15 protein-coding genes are annotated in these 14018 nt (G+C 69.7%); 7 read left to right on the top strand and 8 right to left on the bottom strand.

The window, feature by feature from the left end; translation table 11 throughout:
- Positions 1–288 precede the first annotated feature (288 nt).
- Genes NK1_RS34575 through NK1_RS34570 form a run of 3 tightly spaced genes read left to right on the top strand, consistent with a single transcriptional unit; the run spans position 289 to position 1063 of the window.
- Positions 289–507, top strand: coding sequence for a hypothetical protein (locus NK1_RS34575; RefSeq protein WP_157104310.1), 219 nt, complete (start codon positions 289–291; stop codon positions 505–507).
- Positions 508–567: 60 nt separating this feature from the next.
- On the top strand, positions 568–858 hold the full coding sequence (locus tag NK1_RS16625) for a hypothetical protein (protein WP_157104309.1): 291 nt from the start codon (positions 568–570) through the stop codon (positions 856–858).
- Positions 859–895: 37 nt separating this feature from the next.
- Positions 896–1063 carry a hypothetical protein gene (locus NK1_RS34570; RefSeq protein ID WP_157104308.1) on the top strand — a complete coding sequence of 56 codons (168 nt, stop codon included), beginning with the start codon at positions 896–898 and terminating at the stop codon, positions 1061–1063.
- A 76-nt stretch (positions 1064–1139) separates the two neighbouring features.
- On the opposite strand, the gene NK1_RS16620 is transcribed toward NK1_RS34570, so the two are convergent.
- Positions 1140–1367 (bottom strand): hypothetical protein, encoded by a 228-nt coding sequence (locus tag NK1_RS16620; protein ID WP_063009651.1) that lies wholly within the window; start codon positions 1365–1367, stop codon positions 1140–1142.
- Between the two features lie 166 nt (positions 1368–1533).
- Here NK1_RS16620 and NK1_RS16615 point away from each other — a divergent pair, with 166 nt between their 5' ends.
- Positions 1534–2685, top strand: coding sequence for a serine hydrolase domain-containing protein (locus NK1_RS16615; RefSeq protein WP_063009649.1), 1152 nt, complete (start codon positions 1534–1536; stop codon positions 2683–2685).
- Positions 2686–2714: 29 nt separating this feature from the next.
- On the opposite strand, the gene NK1_RS16610 is transcribed toward NK1_RS16615, so the two are convergent.
- Positions 2715–3110 carry a hypothetical protein gene (locus NK1_RS16610; RefSeq protein ID WP_063009648.1) on the bottom strand — a complete coding sequence of 132 codons (396 nt, stop codon included), beginning with the start codon at positions 3108–3110 and terminating at the stop codon, positions 2715–2717.
- A 101-nt stretch (positions 3111–3211) separates the two neighbouring features.
- Between NK1_RS16610 and NK1_RS16605 the strand changes: the two genes are divergently transcribed.
- Positions 3212–3670 carry a MarR family transcriptional regulator gene (locus NK1_RS16605; protein WP_084461063.1) on the top strand — a complete coding sequence of 153 codons (459 nt, stop codon included), beginning with the start codon at positions 3212–3214 and terminating at the stop codon, positions 3668–3670.
- Between the two features lie 4 nt (positions 3671–3674).
- On the opposite strand, the gene NK1_RS16600 is transcribed toward NK1_RS16605, so the two are convergent.
- Positions 3675–4142, bottom strand: a complete 468-nt coding sequence (locus NK1_RS16600) for a YybH family protein (protein WP_063009646.1) — start codon at positions 4140–4142, stop codon at positions 3675–3677.
- Between the two features lie 10 nt (positions 4143–4152).
- Positions 4153–4731 carry an NADPH-dependent FMN reductase gene (locus NK1_RS16595; protein ID WP_063009644.1) on the bottom strand — a complete coding sequence of 193 codons (579 nt, stop codon included), beginning with the start codon at positions 4729–4731 and terminating at the stop codon, positions 4153–4155.
- 158 nt (positions 4732–4889) lie between these two features.
- On the opposite strand from NK1_RS16595, the gene NK1_RS16590 reads away from it, so the two are divergent.
- Entirely contained in the window at positions 4890–5378 is a 489-nt protein-coding gene (locus tag NK1_RS16590) for a M15 family metallopeptidase (RefSeq protein WP_084461061.1), read from the top strand.
- Positions 5379–5597: 219 nt separating this feature from the next.
- Positions 5598–5840 carry a hypothetical protein gene (locus NK1_RS16585; protein WP_063009642.1) on the top strand — a complete coding sequence of 81 codons (243 nt, stop codon included), beginning with the start codon at positions 5598–5600 and terminating at the stop codon, positions 5838–5840.
- 44 nt (positions 5841–5884) lie between these two features.
- Here NK1_RS16585 and NK1_RS16580 read toward each other — a convergent pair whose 3' ends face one another.
- The 4 genes from NK1_RS16580 to NK1_RS16565 all read right to left on the bottom strand — a co-directional run bounded on the left by NK1_RS16580 (position 5885) and on the right by NK1_RS16565 (position 13977).
- The gene (locus NK1_RS16580; RefSeq protein ID WP_063009640.1) at positions 5885–10108 is read right to left on the bottom strand and encodes a TIGR02680 family protein; all 4224 of its coding nucleotides are present in this window, start codon (positions 10106–10108) and stop codon (positions 5885–5887) included.
- A gap of 3 nt (positions 10109–10111) precedes the next feature.
- Positions 10112–11545: a TIGR02678 family protein gene (locus NK1_RS16575; RefSeq protein WP_063009638.1), complete on the bottom strand. Its 1434-nt coding sequence runs from the start codon at positions 11543–11545 to the stop codon at positions 10112–10114.
- The gene (locus tag NK1_RS16570) at positions 11545–13053 is read right to left on the bottom strand and encodes a TIGR02677 family protein (protein ID WP_063009799.1); all 1509 of its coding nucleotides are present in this window, start codon (positions 13051–13053) and stop codon (positions 11545–11547) included. The genes NK1_RS16575 and NK1_RS16570 overlap by 1 nt, the downstream gene beginning before the upstream one ends.
- 159 nt (positions 13054–13212) lie before the next feature.
- Positions 13213–13977: a DUF2127 domain-containing protein gene (locus tag NK1_RS16565; protein ID WP_063009636.1), complete on the bottom strand. Its 765-nt coding sequence runs from the start codon at positions 13975–13977 to the stop codon at positions 13213–13215.
- Positions 13978–14018 lie beyond the last annotated feature (41 nt).

Here is a 14018-nt window from a genome sequence, read left to right as displayed (position 1 = left end):
AACAGAGGAACCTGACGAATCGCTAGTGCGGCTACAGGTGGAGTGCGCCCCCTGTGCCACGGCTACCGCCCATGATAGCCGAGTCGGTACGGCCCGGCGAGCGCCGGTCGTGAATTGCCTTCCAGCCCAACATTATCGAAGGAGATGCAACCAGTGCCGTACTCGCCGATCGACGAGGATGCTCTCCTCGCGCTACCGGATATCTGCGATCTGTCGCCGGTCGAACTGGCTCACGATCTGATGCAGCAGCACCGATGCTGCCGAATCGAACAGTGCGCGTGGAGACAGGTGGCCTATCGGACCCTGGTGCATCTCCGGCGGATCGAGCCGACGCGGTTGAGCCCGCGCGAGCGCGCGCATCGGCGCGGGGTCGAATTCCCGGTCGGCAGTGGCGTTTCCGGTTTGTCCCGTCAGAACGCCGTGCCTGTCGAGACTTTCCAGCAGGTGCTCGCCGGGTTGACCGAACTGGCGAATAGCATGCACCCGAACGTCATTCGTGAACGGTGAGCGATGGGAACCTGGAACGTCCTGTCGAGCGTCGTCACGGTGCTGTCGGGGTGCGGCGTCGTGCTGCTCGCCGTCGGATGTTTCTGGCCGAGCGATGATCCTCCGCGTACCGGGCGCGTCGAGCGATCGAACGGCGCGAACCCCGGGCCGCCGATCACGCGGCTCACGGACTGGAGCTGCGCCCCGCCCGCCCGATCCTTCACTACGGCCGAGGCCCACCACTGGATGCAGATCCATCGCGATCACGACTGCCCACGCAAACGTGAGGCCTTCGCCGCGCTGGTCGCGGCCGGCCGGATTCGGCCCGATTCCACCCGCCGGAACACCGTCAGGAGCGAAGACGATGAGTGACCGCGAGACGAATACAGCAGCAGCGCAAGCAGATTCGATGTCGGAACGAGTTCGCGAGCTCACCGCGCGCGCCGAAACCACCGGCTACGTTCTCCTCCGCAGCGTCCGTCCGCAACCGGAATGGAAACTGCTCGACAGAGAGAGCGGGGAAGAGGTCTTCTGTGCCGCGGAACTCGACGCGATCGAAGAATGGCTCGATTCGTGATCCGTACTGCGACGACGTCGCGAGGGGGGCGCGGCAGCGGGTGACGAACGGTGCGGCGGGCGGGCTCGGTCACCGGTCAGCGAAACGTCGATGTGACCGCACCCCACCGGGACCGTTTCGCGCGGTGCCGGCCGCCGGGTGCGACCCCGCCTTGGCGCACCAGGCGCAGCCGGGTCACCTCGTCGGCCTGCGCGGCGATCCTTCGCGTCCGTCCCGGCGCCAGGGAGGCGACTGCGACCAGCGCGCTCGCCCCCAGCGCGGCGGCCAGCGGCACCAGAGCGTTCGCGGTCAGCGGAAGAGCCATGACTGCCTCCTCGTCCTCGGGTCGAGAGAACACACGACCGCTTCGCACGCTATCGGGTGATTCGGACCCACGGCAGGGCGACACGCCGCCGCGCAATTCGCCCGGCGCGCCGAGGTGCGGTGGCGAACATCGGCCACGGTTCTCTGTAACGTGTTCTAATTTCGGCATGACCGACGTGCGGGGATGGGCGGATCCGGCCTTCGAGGCGGTCCGGGAGGTGTTCGCCGCCAACCTGGCCGAGGGGCGTGATCTGGGCGCCTCGGTGGCGGTGTGCGTGGACGGGCGTCCGGTGGTGGATCTGTGGGGCGGCGTCGCGGACGAACGCACCGGGCGATCGTGGGAGCGGGACACGGCCTGCGTGGTCTTCTCGTGCACGAAAGCGCTCACCGCGACGGCGGCCCTCGCGGTCGCGCAGGACGTCGGCGTCGACCCGGATGAGCCGGTAGCGCGGTGGTGGCCCGAATACGCCGTCGCCGGTAAGGAATCCACGACACTCACCGACATGCTGACCCATCGGGCCGGGCTGCCCGTCTTCGAGCGGCCGATCACGGTGGCCGAGGCCGCCGATCCGGAACTGATGGCGCGTACTCTCGCAGCGCAGCGCCCGATCTGGCGGCCGGGTGGCGAACATGGTTATCACGCACTGACTTTCGGCTGGCTCGTGGGCGAATTCGTTCGCCGCCACACGCATTCGACGGTCGGCGAGTATGTGCGCGGCCACTTCGGCGCGGATCTGCGCATCGGTGTCTCCGCCGAGGAGGCTGCGCAGGCGGCGCGCCTGGCCCGCCCGCCCGCTGCCGAGATGGCATGGACGGACGACAGTGGGCCCATCGATGCGGCTGGCGCGGCCCGTCTGGTGGAGGCCTATCGCGATCCGGATTCGCTGCTGATGCGATCCTCGTCCAATCCGGCTGCCGCGTACAACAATTCAGAGGTGCTGGCGGGTGGGTGGCCGGCATCCGGTCTGGTGGTCACCGCCCGCGCCCTCGCCGGCTTCTATCGCGACCTCGTCGCGGGAACGCTGCTGCCGCGGGCGGTCCTCGCGGAGGCCACGCGGGAGCGGGTGCGCGGGGTGGACGCGGTGCTGCGACTCGAGACGGCGCTCGGCTGGGGATACATGCTGCCGTCGCAGAATTTCGTGCTGCCGGATACCGCGGCCCCCACCGCGTTCGGGCATCCCGGCGCGGGCGGCTCGATCGGTATGGGCGATGTCGACAACCGGGTCGCGATCGCCTTCGTTCCGAATCTGCGCCGCGACTGGCTCGCCGGTGACCGGCGCGCCTACGACCTGGTCACCGCCGTCTACGACTGCCTGTGACGGTCACCGCGGTCTCGCGGACCGCGGATTCAGGCGAATGCGGCCGCTCTGCGGAGGGCGTCGAGAGTGGTTTCGGGTGAGGTGTTGAAGCAGAACCGGATTCCCGGCGCTGCCTCGGCGACGAGATTGATGACGCGTTCGAACAGCAGGGTGTGCTCGGGGACGGCTCGCACCGCCCCGCCCACCATGACGAGGTCGAACGATCGGTTCGCCAGCACTGCGCGGAGCTCGGCCTCGGCCTCGTCGGGTGAGGCGGAGACCAGGCACGGTGTGATGTCGAATTCGGTGTCCCGAAGGGCGGCGTTGGCGGCGTCGACCCGGGCTGTGAGTTGCTCCTCGTTCAGATCGGGAAAACGACTGTAGTCCAGCGCTCGTGGATGCAATCCGATGGTCAGTGCGCGGAGGCGGGCGGTGGGATCGGTCATCGTTTCTCCTGCGGGAAAGGGGGTGGCTGCTCGTCCACGTGGGACGATGGGCCTGTTCGGCAATTTAGCTTTGAAAGCAAAGATATTTGAGGGAGAGAGGTATGTCAACGGAGAACGACGGGTTGTCCCTGGACGAGAGTGTCCGGGCGATGGTGCTGCTGATGCCGCGACTGGTCGGTCGCGCGAAACGCCTGCCGGTGCCCGAGGCGCTGCGATCGTTCGATCTGGCCCCGCGCCACCTGTCGTTGTTGACGTACGTGCTGTTCGACGGGCCGATCACGGTCAACGAACTGGCGAGGCGACTGGAGGTGGCGCCGACCACCGTGAGCCTGATGATCGGCGATCTCAGCCGGCAAGGCGTCCTGGAACGCCGCCCCGACGACAACGACCGGCGGCGCACCCTCGTCGCGATCGCCGACGCGCACCGAACCGCGGTGGCGGACTGGCTCGGCGGTGCGGATCGGGGGTGGCGCGCCGCGCTGGGCCCGCTGACCGCGGAGCAGCGGGCCCTGGTCATCACGACACTGCGCGCCTACGAGGAAGCCGTCTCATCCGGCTGACACCTCAGGGTTCGAGATCGACGACGCCTGTGCCGCTTGCGATGACGAAAGGTACCGACACCTGATCGTGTGCGATCAGCCACGTGCCGTCGATCTTTCGCATTCCGTAGGTGACACGGACCCACATACCGCTGTTGGCCACCCCGTTCTTCATCGTGCCGTGCAGTCGCGCGAACGCGTGCCCGAATGCCACGTCCTCGCCCACGGTGAACGTCAGGTCGCGAATCTCGTAGTTCACGTCCTCGAAGAACAGGAACACCTTGGCCCAGTTGTCGAGTTTCGCCGCGATACCGACGTGCTGGAGTGGCGGCTCGACATCGAAGGACACCACGTCGGGCGCGTACGCCTGCCGCACCGCCTCGAGATCCTTGGCGCGCAGTCCGTCGATCACCCGGCCGATCTGCCGGCGGATCTCGGCTTCGTCGGCCGCGATGCGGTCGGCGCGGGACGGAAAGTCGTTGGATACGGTCATGTTCGGCTCCTCAGGAGTTGACGAGAGTGGTGTCGGCGCGCAGCGGCGCGAGCGCGCCGCTCCAGGCGATGAGTTGATCCAGCGTCTTGTGCAATGCGACGCCGTGGTGGTCGCGCGGAGTGAAGGTCGTGTGGTTCTCGAAATCGGTGAGCACCGAAATCGCGACCGAATGGCCCACATCGGCCATACCCAGCGTGCTGCACACGGTCCGCAGCTGAACCACGGCGCGCGTGCCGCCGCCCGCACCGTAGGAGACGAACCCGACCGCTTTGTCGGTCCACTCCGCGAACAGGTGGTCGAGGGCGTTCTTCAGCACTCCGGGGACGCCGCCGTTGTACTCCGGGGTCACGATCACGAAGCCGTCGAACGGGGCGATTCGCTCGGCCCAGGCACGGGTGTGCGCATGGACCGACGGGCCGAACATCGGCGGCACGGCCTCGTCCAGATGCGGGAGCGGATGGTCGCGCAGATCGATCAGTTCGAACTCGGCGTCGTCGCGCTGCGATGCCGAGTCCAGAACCCAGTTGGCGACCTGCGGCCCGTTGCGGTTGGGACGGGTACTGCCGAGGATGATGCCGATTCTGGTCATTTCCGGAACTCCTGGATGGCTGAAAACTGGTACATCCTTCCGACGACGCAGCCGCCCGGAATGTCAGGCGCTGGGTGTGCCCGGCGGCTCGCGGTCGCGACGGTGGGCCGGGGCCCGGTTGCGCGATGTGCGGATCGGCGCTGGTTAGGATCGTTTTCATGCTGCGAGGACTTGCTGGTACTGCCGTGGTGGTCGGTGTCGCTCTGGCCGGGGCGGCGGGACCGGGTCTGGCCGAACCCACCCACACCGCATTCGCCGCCGGCACCGATGGACTGGATCCGCTGCTGGCCGCCGCCTACACGATGGCCGAACGCCAGGCCCATCAGCAGGGCGTGCCGCTCGAGATCGTCTCCGGGCACCGCACCCGCGACGAGCAGGAACAGCTGTGGGAGCAGGGCATCGCCACCTACGGCGGCCCCGACGCCGCGCGGCGGTGGGTGCTGCCGCCGGACGAATCCACGCACGTGACCGGAAAGGCGATCGACGTCGGCCCGCAACAGGGCGCACAGTGGTTGCAGGACAACGGAAGTCAGTGGGGGTTGTGCCGGACGTTCGACAACGAGTGGTGGCACTTCGAGCTCCAGACGTTCCCCGGCGGCGCCTGCCCGCCCCGATGGCCCGACGCCGGCGTTCGTTCGCACCGATAGCGCGAAACTCGCGAATCGGATAGCTACCAACCGGTATTCAGCAAACTTTCGGAGACACGCCGATTGTCCTGTCCAATACCGGTGTGGCGCACTCGCGGATGGGGCACTGTAAATGTCTGGCGGTTTCCCGGCGGACGGGCCGGGACGCTCGAAGCGATGGAGGTTCGGGTGCGAGGGCGGGTTCCGGTACGGCGGAGCGGTGCGATACGTGGCAATGCGGTGCACAGCGAGACCAGTCCGGAGATACCCACGGTCCAGCTGATCCCCGAAACCGGTCTGGCCTCGATCCCGTGCGGATGGCTGCTGCCGGAACTGCCGACCGCACTGCTCATCGCGGTCTTCGTCGGCACCGGCTGGGTCGGCTACGCCGCCTCCGACCGGCCGATTCCCGATCCGCCGATGACCGTCGTGGTCGCACCCGGCGACCGGGATTCACTTTCGGTCACCTTCGGCGACCGCTGAGCGTCCGCCGGGTGCGAATGTGCCCGGCGCGCAACGGGTTACGCTCAGCTTGTCGGTTCCAGCGCCTCGTCGAAGGTGATGCCGCCCTCGACGGTGTGCGGGGTGCGCCGCCGGTTGGGGGACCCCAGGGCGGTGGTCAGATCGGAGCCGTCGTGTTCGGCCAGCAGCGCCGAGGAATCCCACACCAGCAGCGTCGCGCTGACGGTGTTCTCGGCCGCCGAATGCGCGAGATCGTAATGCGCGCACGCGGGCACGTGATCGTAGGTGATCCACAGGTCGTAGCCGGTCATGAACAGGTCCAGATCGAAATCGACCGACAGGCCGAGCAATTCGCTGCGACCGTTGTCGTCGACGCCGGCGAACGCCTCGTCCAGCGCGAGCAGTCGCGGCGCCTGCGGATCGGCCGAGTCCAGCATCACGTGTGCGGCGGCGAACAGCGGAAGGTGCAGCGACACCGACTGTTCGCCACCCGAGAGCGCGCTGTGCCGCGCCACGGTGAGCCGATCCTCGGAGCCGTCGGCGGTCACCAGGGTGAACGAGAACACCCGCCACGCGCGGTAGTCCAGGGTGGTGGCCAGGATCTCCGGATAGGACCGTTCCGGATGCGCCGCCCGCGCGGCGCGGATCTCGGCGGCGAAATGCGCACGCACCGTGGCCAATTCGCCGGGACCCAGATCGGCAGCCGCCCGGTCGAGCAGCTTGCACACCGCGCGCGCCGACTCCGACAGATTGTCGGCCAGCACCCAGTGCACACCGATGGTGTTACCCGAGGACATACGCCGCTGCTTCATCTCCGCGCCCATCCGGGCGATGAGATCGCGGGCGTCGCAGGTGCGTTCGTGAATCTGCTGCGCGAGGCCGGTCAGCAGCGCGTCCTCGAGGATGCGCCGTTCGGCATCGGTCAGCAGCAGTTCCTGATCCGCGCGGGCCGCGGCGATGCGGTCGGCGAAATCGGCCAGGGCCGCCATCCCGTTGTCGTCGTGCACCTGCACCACGGTCAGGCCGTCGGCGGCATCCCACTGCAGACGGTAGTCCTGGCGAGCGGAGGCCAGTGCGGCGTCGAATTCCTGCAGCGCCGCGGTCACCGCACTGCGGGTCGACTTGCGGGCGGACTCCCCGGCGCGCACGGAAGCCGTGGCGGCGCAGAGGTTGTCGAACAACTCCTGCACCTCGACGGGCAGGACGGCGGTCTCACTCTCCGGCCCGCCGGATTCGATGCGATAGAGCAGCTGATCGGCGGTCGACCAGGCCGCCGGTGAACTCGGCCACCGGCTCTCGGTGGGCGCGCCCAGCAGCGACAGCAGATCGGGCCGCGCGTAGGGGGCGAGGTGACGGACGTCGGCGAGCAATTCGGTCAGCGCCGTGCCGAGCGACTCGTGGGCCGCGCGATAGGCGCCCTCGGCCGATCCGACCGCTTCGATCGCCTCGGCGGCGGCCTTGCGGGCGGCGCGCTGTTCGGCGCGGGCGGCGTCGATGCGCTCGCGGGCCTGCTCGAGTTCGCGGTCGATATCGGCGGCGTCGGCGCCCAACGCCTCGCGCAGTGTCTCGAGTTTGCGCAGCTGCTCCTCGTATCCGGCACGGGCGGCCTCGGCCTCCTCGGCGAAAGCCTCGGCCAGATCCCGGGATTCGGCGAGCCGGTCGTTCGCCTCGCGGGCACGCTCGGCCTCACGCTGCTGGTCGCCGCGTAGCCGCAGCAGGGCGGTGCCGGTGTTCTCGAAATGGCGGACCGCCGCGGCGAGCGCGTCCAGTTCCGCGGGGTCGCGCGGTGCGTTGCGGGCGGCGGCGACCGCGCGCACCTTCTTGTCGGCCGCGGTGAACGCCGAGACGGCCTGGTCCAGATCGTGTTCGGCCTGCGCCGCCGCCTCGGTATGCGAGCGCAGCACACCCGCCGCCTCCGAGACCGAACGCAGCGCCGCGATCACCGCACTGCTGCGCGGCAATTCCTTCGCGGCGGCCGCCAGCCGGGCCAACTCGCCGGAGGCCTCGTCGGCGTCCGCGCGGGCACTCTGCTCGGCCTGTTCGGTGGCGGCGATCTCCTCGGCCAGATCGGCCAGGCGCCGTTCCCGGCGCCGGGCCCGGGCGGTGGCGCCGATGAATTCCGCCTGCGGTTTGTGGTGGCGGCCGAGCTGCACGCCCTGCCGGAAGCCACCGTCGCCGCCGACGGCGACCGAATTCTCAGAGGCATGGGAGTCGTTGTCGCTCAGTGCGATCGAGGCCAGGATGTCGGCGAGACGGGTGCGCGAGATCGCGGCGATCGGCCCATCGGAATCGTCGCCGACACCGTCCTCGACGACCAGCACCCGCGCGAGCGTGGGGCCGTCGGGCCGTGCGGCGGGCGGGAGCGGGGTCAGGAAGATATCCGAATCAGTCTGCGGCGCTTCGTCCTTGGCTCCGACCCAGGCGTCGAGCAGACCCGCGGCCTGCAGAGCGGCCTCGATCCCGGCGGCGCGCTCGGCGTCGACGTCGTCGGCGAAGCGCACCAGCCGCCACAGCGGCGCACCGGCACGCATCGCCCGGGAATCAGTGCGGCTCTGCGGCGCCGGGGGCGCGTCGTCCTGTTCGGCCCCGACCCGCTGCTGTTCGGCACGCAGCGCCGCGGCGCGGTCGCGCGCCTGATCCGCGGCCGCGCGGGCCTGGCGGCGGCGGTCCCGCAGCGTTTCGGTGAGCGATTCAGTGTGCTCGGCCAGCACCTGCGGCAGCGGCGGCGCATCGTCACCGCCGGCCTCGGCGAGTGCCGCGTCGAGCGCCTCGAACACTCCGGCGGCCGCGGGGGAGTGCAGGTCGCGGTAGGTGTCCCACCAATCGCGTAGGGAGGCGGCGGTATTCGCGCGCGCCAGCGCCACCGCGGCCTCCGCCTCGGCCAGTTCGGCGGTGGCGGTATCGCGATGGCGGCTCGCGCGTTCCACGGCTCGTTCCGCGCGGGTGCGGTCGGCCGCGGCGGCATCGGCCACCGTCATCGCCTGGCGCACCGCGCGCACATCGGCGTCGCGTTCCTCGGCGTGGCTGCGCACGGTGGTGGTGAGCTGTTCGGTGCGGGCCTGTTCCGGCAGCGCGGCCCAGGCGATTCCGGCTTCCTCGGCCGCCGCGCGCAGTTCGTCCTCACCGCGGGCCAGGGCCGCGGCGGCGGTGGTGACCGCGGCGGTGGCGCGTTCGTATTCGTCGCCGCGCTGATCGGCCGCCTGCTGGGCCTTGGTCGCCTTGTCGCGGTGGACCGCCGCCGAGGTCTCCAGCCGCCGCACCGCATCGGCCAGATCGTCGAGCTGCTGCTTACCCTCGTAGGCGCTGGACCGCTGCAGCGTCTCCCGATCGGTGAGGGCCTGCTCGTAGGCGCGATCGGCCTCCTCGCCGCGATGCTCGGCCGCGGTGCGCTCGGCCTCGCGACGCTGCCGCAGTGCCGCGGCCGCGAACAGCGCCGTGCTGCCGTGGGTCACCGCGTCCAACCGGGAGCGCACCTGATCCACATCCGACTTCGCCTGCACCGCAAGGTATTTGCGATAGACGTCGACGAAGGCGCGGGTGGCGGAATCGGCGGCGACCAACCCCTCGAGCGTGCGGCCGACCTCCTCCATATCGCTGAACGAGCGGGCGGCGTCGAGGATCAGCTGATCGTCGAGCGGGCGCAGACCGTCGGTCAGCGCCTGCGACAGTCCGCGCGGATCGAGGTTCTTGGCCAGCTGCGGGCGGCGCAGGGTCAGAATCAGATTGATCAGCTGGTCGTAGCGCTGCACACCGAGACCGAACATGCGCGCGTCGATTGCGGCGCGATAGTCGACGGGCCGGTCCACGATCGCGTCGGTGCCGATCTGCTCGGCCAGCTGTTTGCGGGTGAAGGGCCGATCGTCGGGACCGATCAGCGAGAAGTCCACGCCCACCCGGCCGTCGGCGACGAAATACCACCGCGTCACCTTGTCCGAGGACCGGGTGGCGCGCATACCGATGCCGACGGTCACCACCTCGGGCTCCGACCAGCGCCCGCGCGCGAATTCCATCCAGACGTAGGAGTAGGCCGAATCTTGTTTGCGGTAGAGCAGATTCGACTTCATCGTGCGCTCTTCACCGGCGAACGGATTCAACCGGCGCGGCTCGATGCGGCCGTCGAAGACGAAGGGGAACAACACCTCCAGCGCCTTGGTCTTACCGGAGCCGTTCGGGCCGCGCAGCACCAGCCGTCCGTCCGCGAAGCAGAATTCCTGATCCCGGTAGTCCCACAGGTTGACGATCCCGGCGCGGGTGGGAATGAAGCGGACACCACCGTGAATGAGGTCCATGGGTTACTCCGTCCCCTTTCCTGGAATGCTGGATCCCGCCGCGGCCGCCGGTTCTCCGGTGGCGTGCGCGCCCAGCGATCGTGCCGAGGCGAACAATTCGGATTCGGCGCGCGTGCGCACGGTGACCACCGCGCCCCGGTAGCGGGCGAGCGCGGGCAGGGCCAGAACGCCGCCTTCGACCGTCTCCACGAGGGACAACCGCGTCAGCAGACCGACCACCTCGGTGGTGAGCCCACCCACATCGGCCTGCCATTGGGCGGCGAAGGTCGAACCGTACCGCTCGGTGAGCGCGTGCACCGTCGCGCGAATCCACTCGTCGTCGACGAACGGATGGGTGACCGGCTCGGGACTTTCCTCGTCGTCGGCCGGATCCTCCGCGTCGACGGGTTCCTGCGGCGCCGTGACCAGCGGCGCGAAGACGGTCGCCGCCGGAATGGCGGCATCGAGTCCGTCGGCCGTGCCGGTGGCGGCGGGCGGGCGCGGTTGCCGGGGTAGCGGATCGTCGATGTCGAGGACCCGGTCGGCGATCTCGCCGATCAGCAGCAGCGCCACCTGCGCGAGCGTTCCGGTGCTGGGGAAGCGTACGTCGGAGAACCGGCCGGAGGTGTCGATCAGGGCCACTCCCTCACCGCGGCGCTCGACGCGCAGCCCGGTGAGCAACTCCACCTCCGCCACGATCTTCTCGCTGCCCAGCGCGGATTGTTCTGCCGCACCGAGGGTTTCGGTGTAGACGACCGGAAGTTCGATCAGCGCCCGCCGCACCCGGCGCGCGGCCGCGGCCCGCGACGGCACGGAAGTCGTTGCGACGGAATCGGTGTCGTCGGCCAGCAGGGTGCGCACACTGTGCAGATGCTGCAATGCGCGCGGCGGCCGGAAGATCGCGAACACCACCGAGCGGTCGATGTCGTAGAGCGCCTCACCCGCTTCCGGGTCGGCGGCCCAGCCACCGGCGTCGCCGTCGGCGAGGGTCAACGCGCCGCGGGCGGCCAGCCATGCCACCGCGTCCACGAACGCATCCCGGTCGGCGGCCCGTTCGGTCGACAGTTCCAGTCCCTCCACCCGCACCGCGTAGGCGGCGACCTGATCGGCCAACTCCGACAGCGTGATCTGATCACCGGCGCGACCGAGGGCGGCCAGCGCGAGCGACAGATACGCGTAGCGGCGACGGTCGAAGACGCGATCGCCGGGGGTGCGGGCGGGCCGGCCGGTGTCGAGCCGGTCCGGGATCGGGAACAGCCGCGCCGTGGTCTCGGTCACCTCGAGCCGGTAGCCGAGCAGTTCGGCCATGTCCTCGCGCAGTTCGGTGGCCCAGCGCCGAATCAGCGGCAGCGCAATGCGATCCGGAAAGGTGCGCGTCACCAGATGATTGGCAAGCAGGACCCGTGCGGCGCGCTGGTAGTTGTCCAATGCCAGCGGATCGATGGTTTTCGCGTGCATCACGACCGCCCGGAGGCGGTACGGGCGCGGGAATTCTCGCGCACCTCGAGCCGTCGATGATCCAGATACAGCAGACCCTGGGCGGTGCGCACCACCGTGGAGCCGGGATGTTCGCGGACCGTCAGCGTGACGCCGCTGTCGGAGCCGGTTGTGCTCACCCGGCCGCTCACCGGCACCCATGCGGTGGAGGCGGCGTCGAGCAGTCGCAGCAGGACCTCGGTCTCGCGTTCGTCGAGCACCCGGTCGTGCACATCGGCGGCGGCCAGCGACATCGCGGCCGCCGCGCGGGCCCGCTGCGTCTCCAGCTGGGCCTGGCGCAGCCGCCGCACCCCGGCATCGTTGCGCACCAGCCGCGCGGGCGCGCCCGGAGTGGGCTGGCGGCCGGTTTCGGCCAGCGTGCGCGCGATCTCCAGCGGCGCTGCCTCCCACCAGGATCGGTGCGCGGGGATGATGTCGGAGTCCGGATGTTCCATCGACAGATGCCGCGGTTTGCCCAATCCGAACACCACGTCGAACAGAGCGTGCGCGCTGTCGGTGGTGGGCGCGGCGGCGAACCAGCCGGCCAGATGCCGCAGCGCCGACTCCCGGCTCACCCCGCCCTTGCGCGTTTCGGTCACGCGGCGCAGCAGCGACAGCACCGCGGCGATCGCGCTCATGGTCGCCTCCCGCAACCGTTCGGCCTCGGTCGCCGGGGCGGATTCGGCGCCGGGGTCGGGCGCACTGCGATCGCGGACCGCGACGAACCATCCGCGCAGCCCCTGCCAGCGGGCCCGCCAATCGGCCTCGCGCGCCGCGAGGTCCAGCAACACCCGCTCGTCACAGGACGCGGCCCGGCTGATCAGCGACTCGGCGCCGGTGTCGTCGACCTCGGCGATCGCGGCCGCCAGCCGGGGCGCGTAGCGGGCCAGATCCATACTGAATTCGCGCATATGCGCCAGCAGCGCATCCTTGTGTGCCAGAAAGGCTTCCGGTGTGGCCTCGGTCGTGCGGACCAGATCGCCGAGGGTGAGGTAGAAATGCGCCGCGTGGTCGGCCAATTCGGACAGCGCGGTGTCGAGCCGCTTCAGGATCCGATACACCCGTTCGGCGTCACCGTCGCGATTGGCCTGCGCCAGCGCCTGCAGATCGGCCAGCAGTTCCGGAAGCACCAGCCGCGAGAGCGAGGCCTCGTCCAGGCGCGCGCCCAATACCTCGTTCACCGCTCGATACGCCTGAAAGCCGGCCTGCGAGAACTGATAGACGTAGTGCCGGTTGCGATATTCGGCGAGGGTCGCCGCGCGGGTGCCGTCGTAACTGCGTTCCAGCACACCCCAGGTGTGCAACTGCTCGAGCAGCGGACCGATCTCGGTGGCGGTGGGATGCGGGGCGTCCGGCATCCGAGCCAGGGTGTCGGCCACATCGGAGGCGTGCAGCAGCACCACATAGGCGGCGCGGGCGTGGTCGAATGCGCGTAGCACCCAGAGATAGTCGTTGCGTTTGTCGGCGGTGGCGAAGGAGAACAACCGCAGCCGGTCCGCGCGCTCGATCACGGTCTCACCCCGGGTGGGGGAGACGCCGTCGAACAGTGCGGGTTCGGCGGGCAGCAATCGGTCAGCGGACTCGGTCACCGGCACGAGCGTAATACCTGCCCGTGCGCCGCGGCGGCGCACCCGGGCCTCGGCGTGCCGTCACCCCGCGTCGGTGGCGACCGCCGAGCGTTCCACGGTCAGCAGGCTCTCCTCACTGTGCTCGCGGTGGTAGGCCGCGCCGCCGCCGTTGAGGCCGAACAACCGCTTCGACCACAGCAACCAGAGCACCGCGGCGACGTTGATCACCAGGGCGCCGGCGCGGACGACGGTGATGCGCTCGGTGAGTTCGTAGATTTCCAGCGGCAGGAACAGCGAGGTGGCGATCACCGCGAAATACTCACCCCAGCGCTGCACATACCACAGGCCCACGGCCTCCACGAATTCGATGGCGGCATATGCCAGCAACCCCACCGCGATCCAGGTGAGCACGGTCGGCGAGAGCGTCCAGCCCTTCTCGATGAAGGCGACGATCTTGGAATTGTCGGGATTCCAGCCGATCTGGTCGGCGAGCGGGCGGATCAGCGGCAGCTCCCGATCGAAGGCGGCATGCAACTGCTCCTGCGAATTGCGCACCTTGAACACCCCGGCGGCGAGCACCACGAACACCAGTCCGCGCACCACGCGCTCGGCGGCCAGCAGTCGCATGATCAGCCGATCGCGCAGCAGCCGCCCACGCGGCACCTCGGGCGCCGCATCGGCGGGACCGCGCCCGCGCGGCTCGCCGATGACGAAATTCCCGCAGCGCAGACACCGCCAGGCCTCGCCGGCGGCGGTCGAAACATGCAGGCGCGCAGCGAGTTCCGCTTCGTCGGGGGCGTAGGTAGCGTGCCCGTGCCACGAGCAGCTGCGCAGACTGAAGTCCATTCGTCGCAGGGTACAACCCCGGGGGCGTCACGCAATTCAGC

The sequence above is a fragment of the Nocardia kruczakiae NBRC 101016 genome, assembly GCF_001612965.1.
Lineage (GTDB): Bacteria > Actinomycetota > Actinomycetes > Mycobacteriales > Mycobacteriaceae > Nocardia > Nocardia kruczakiae.
The sequence above is the reverse complement of the archived record's forward strand: the minus strand, read 5'-3'. Positions and strand labels throughout refer to the sequence as shown.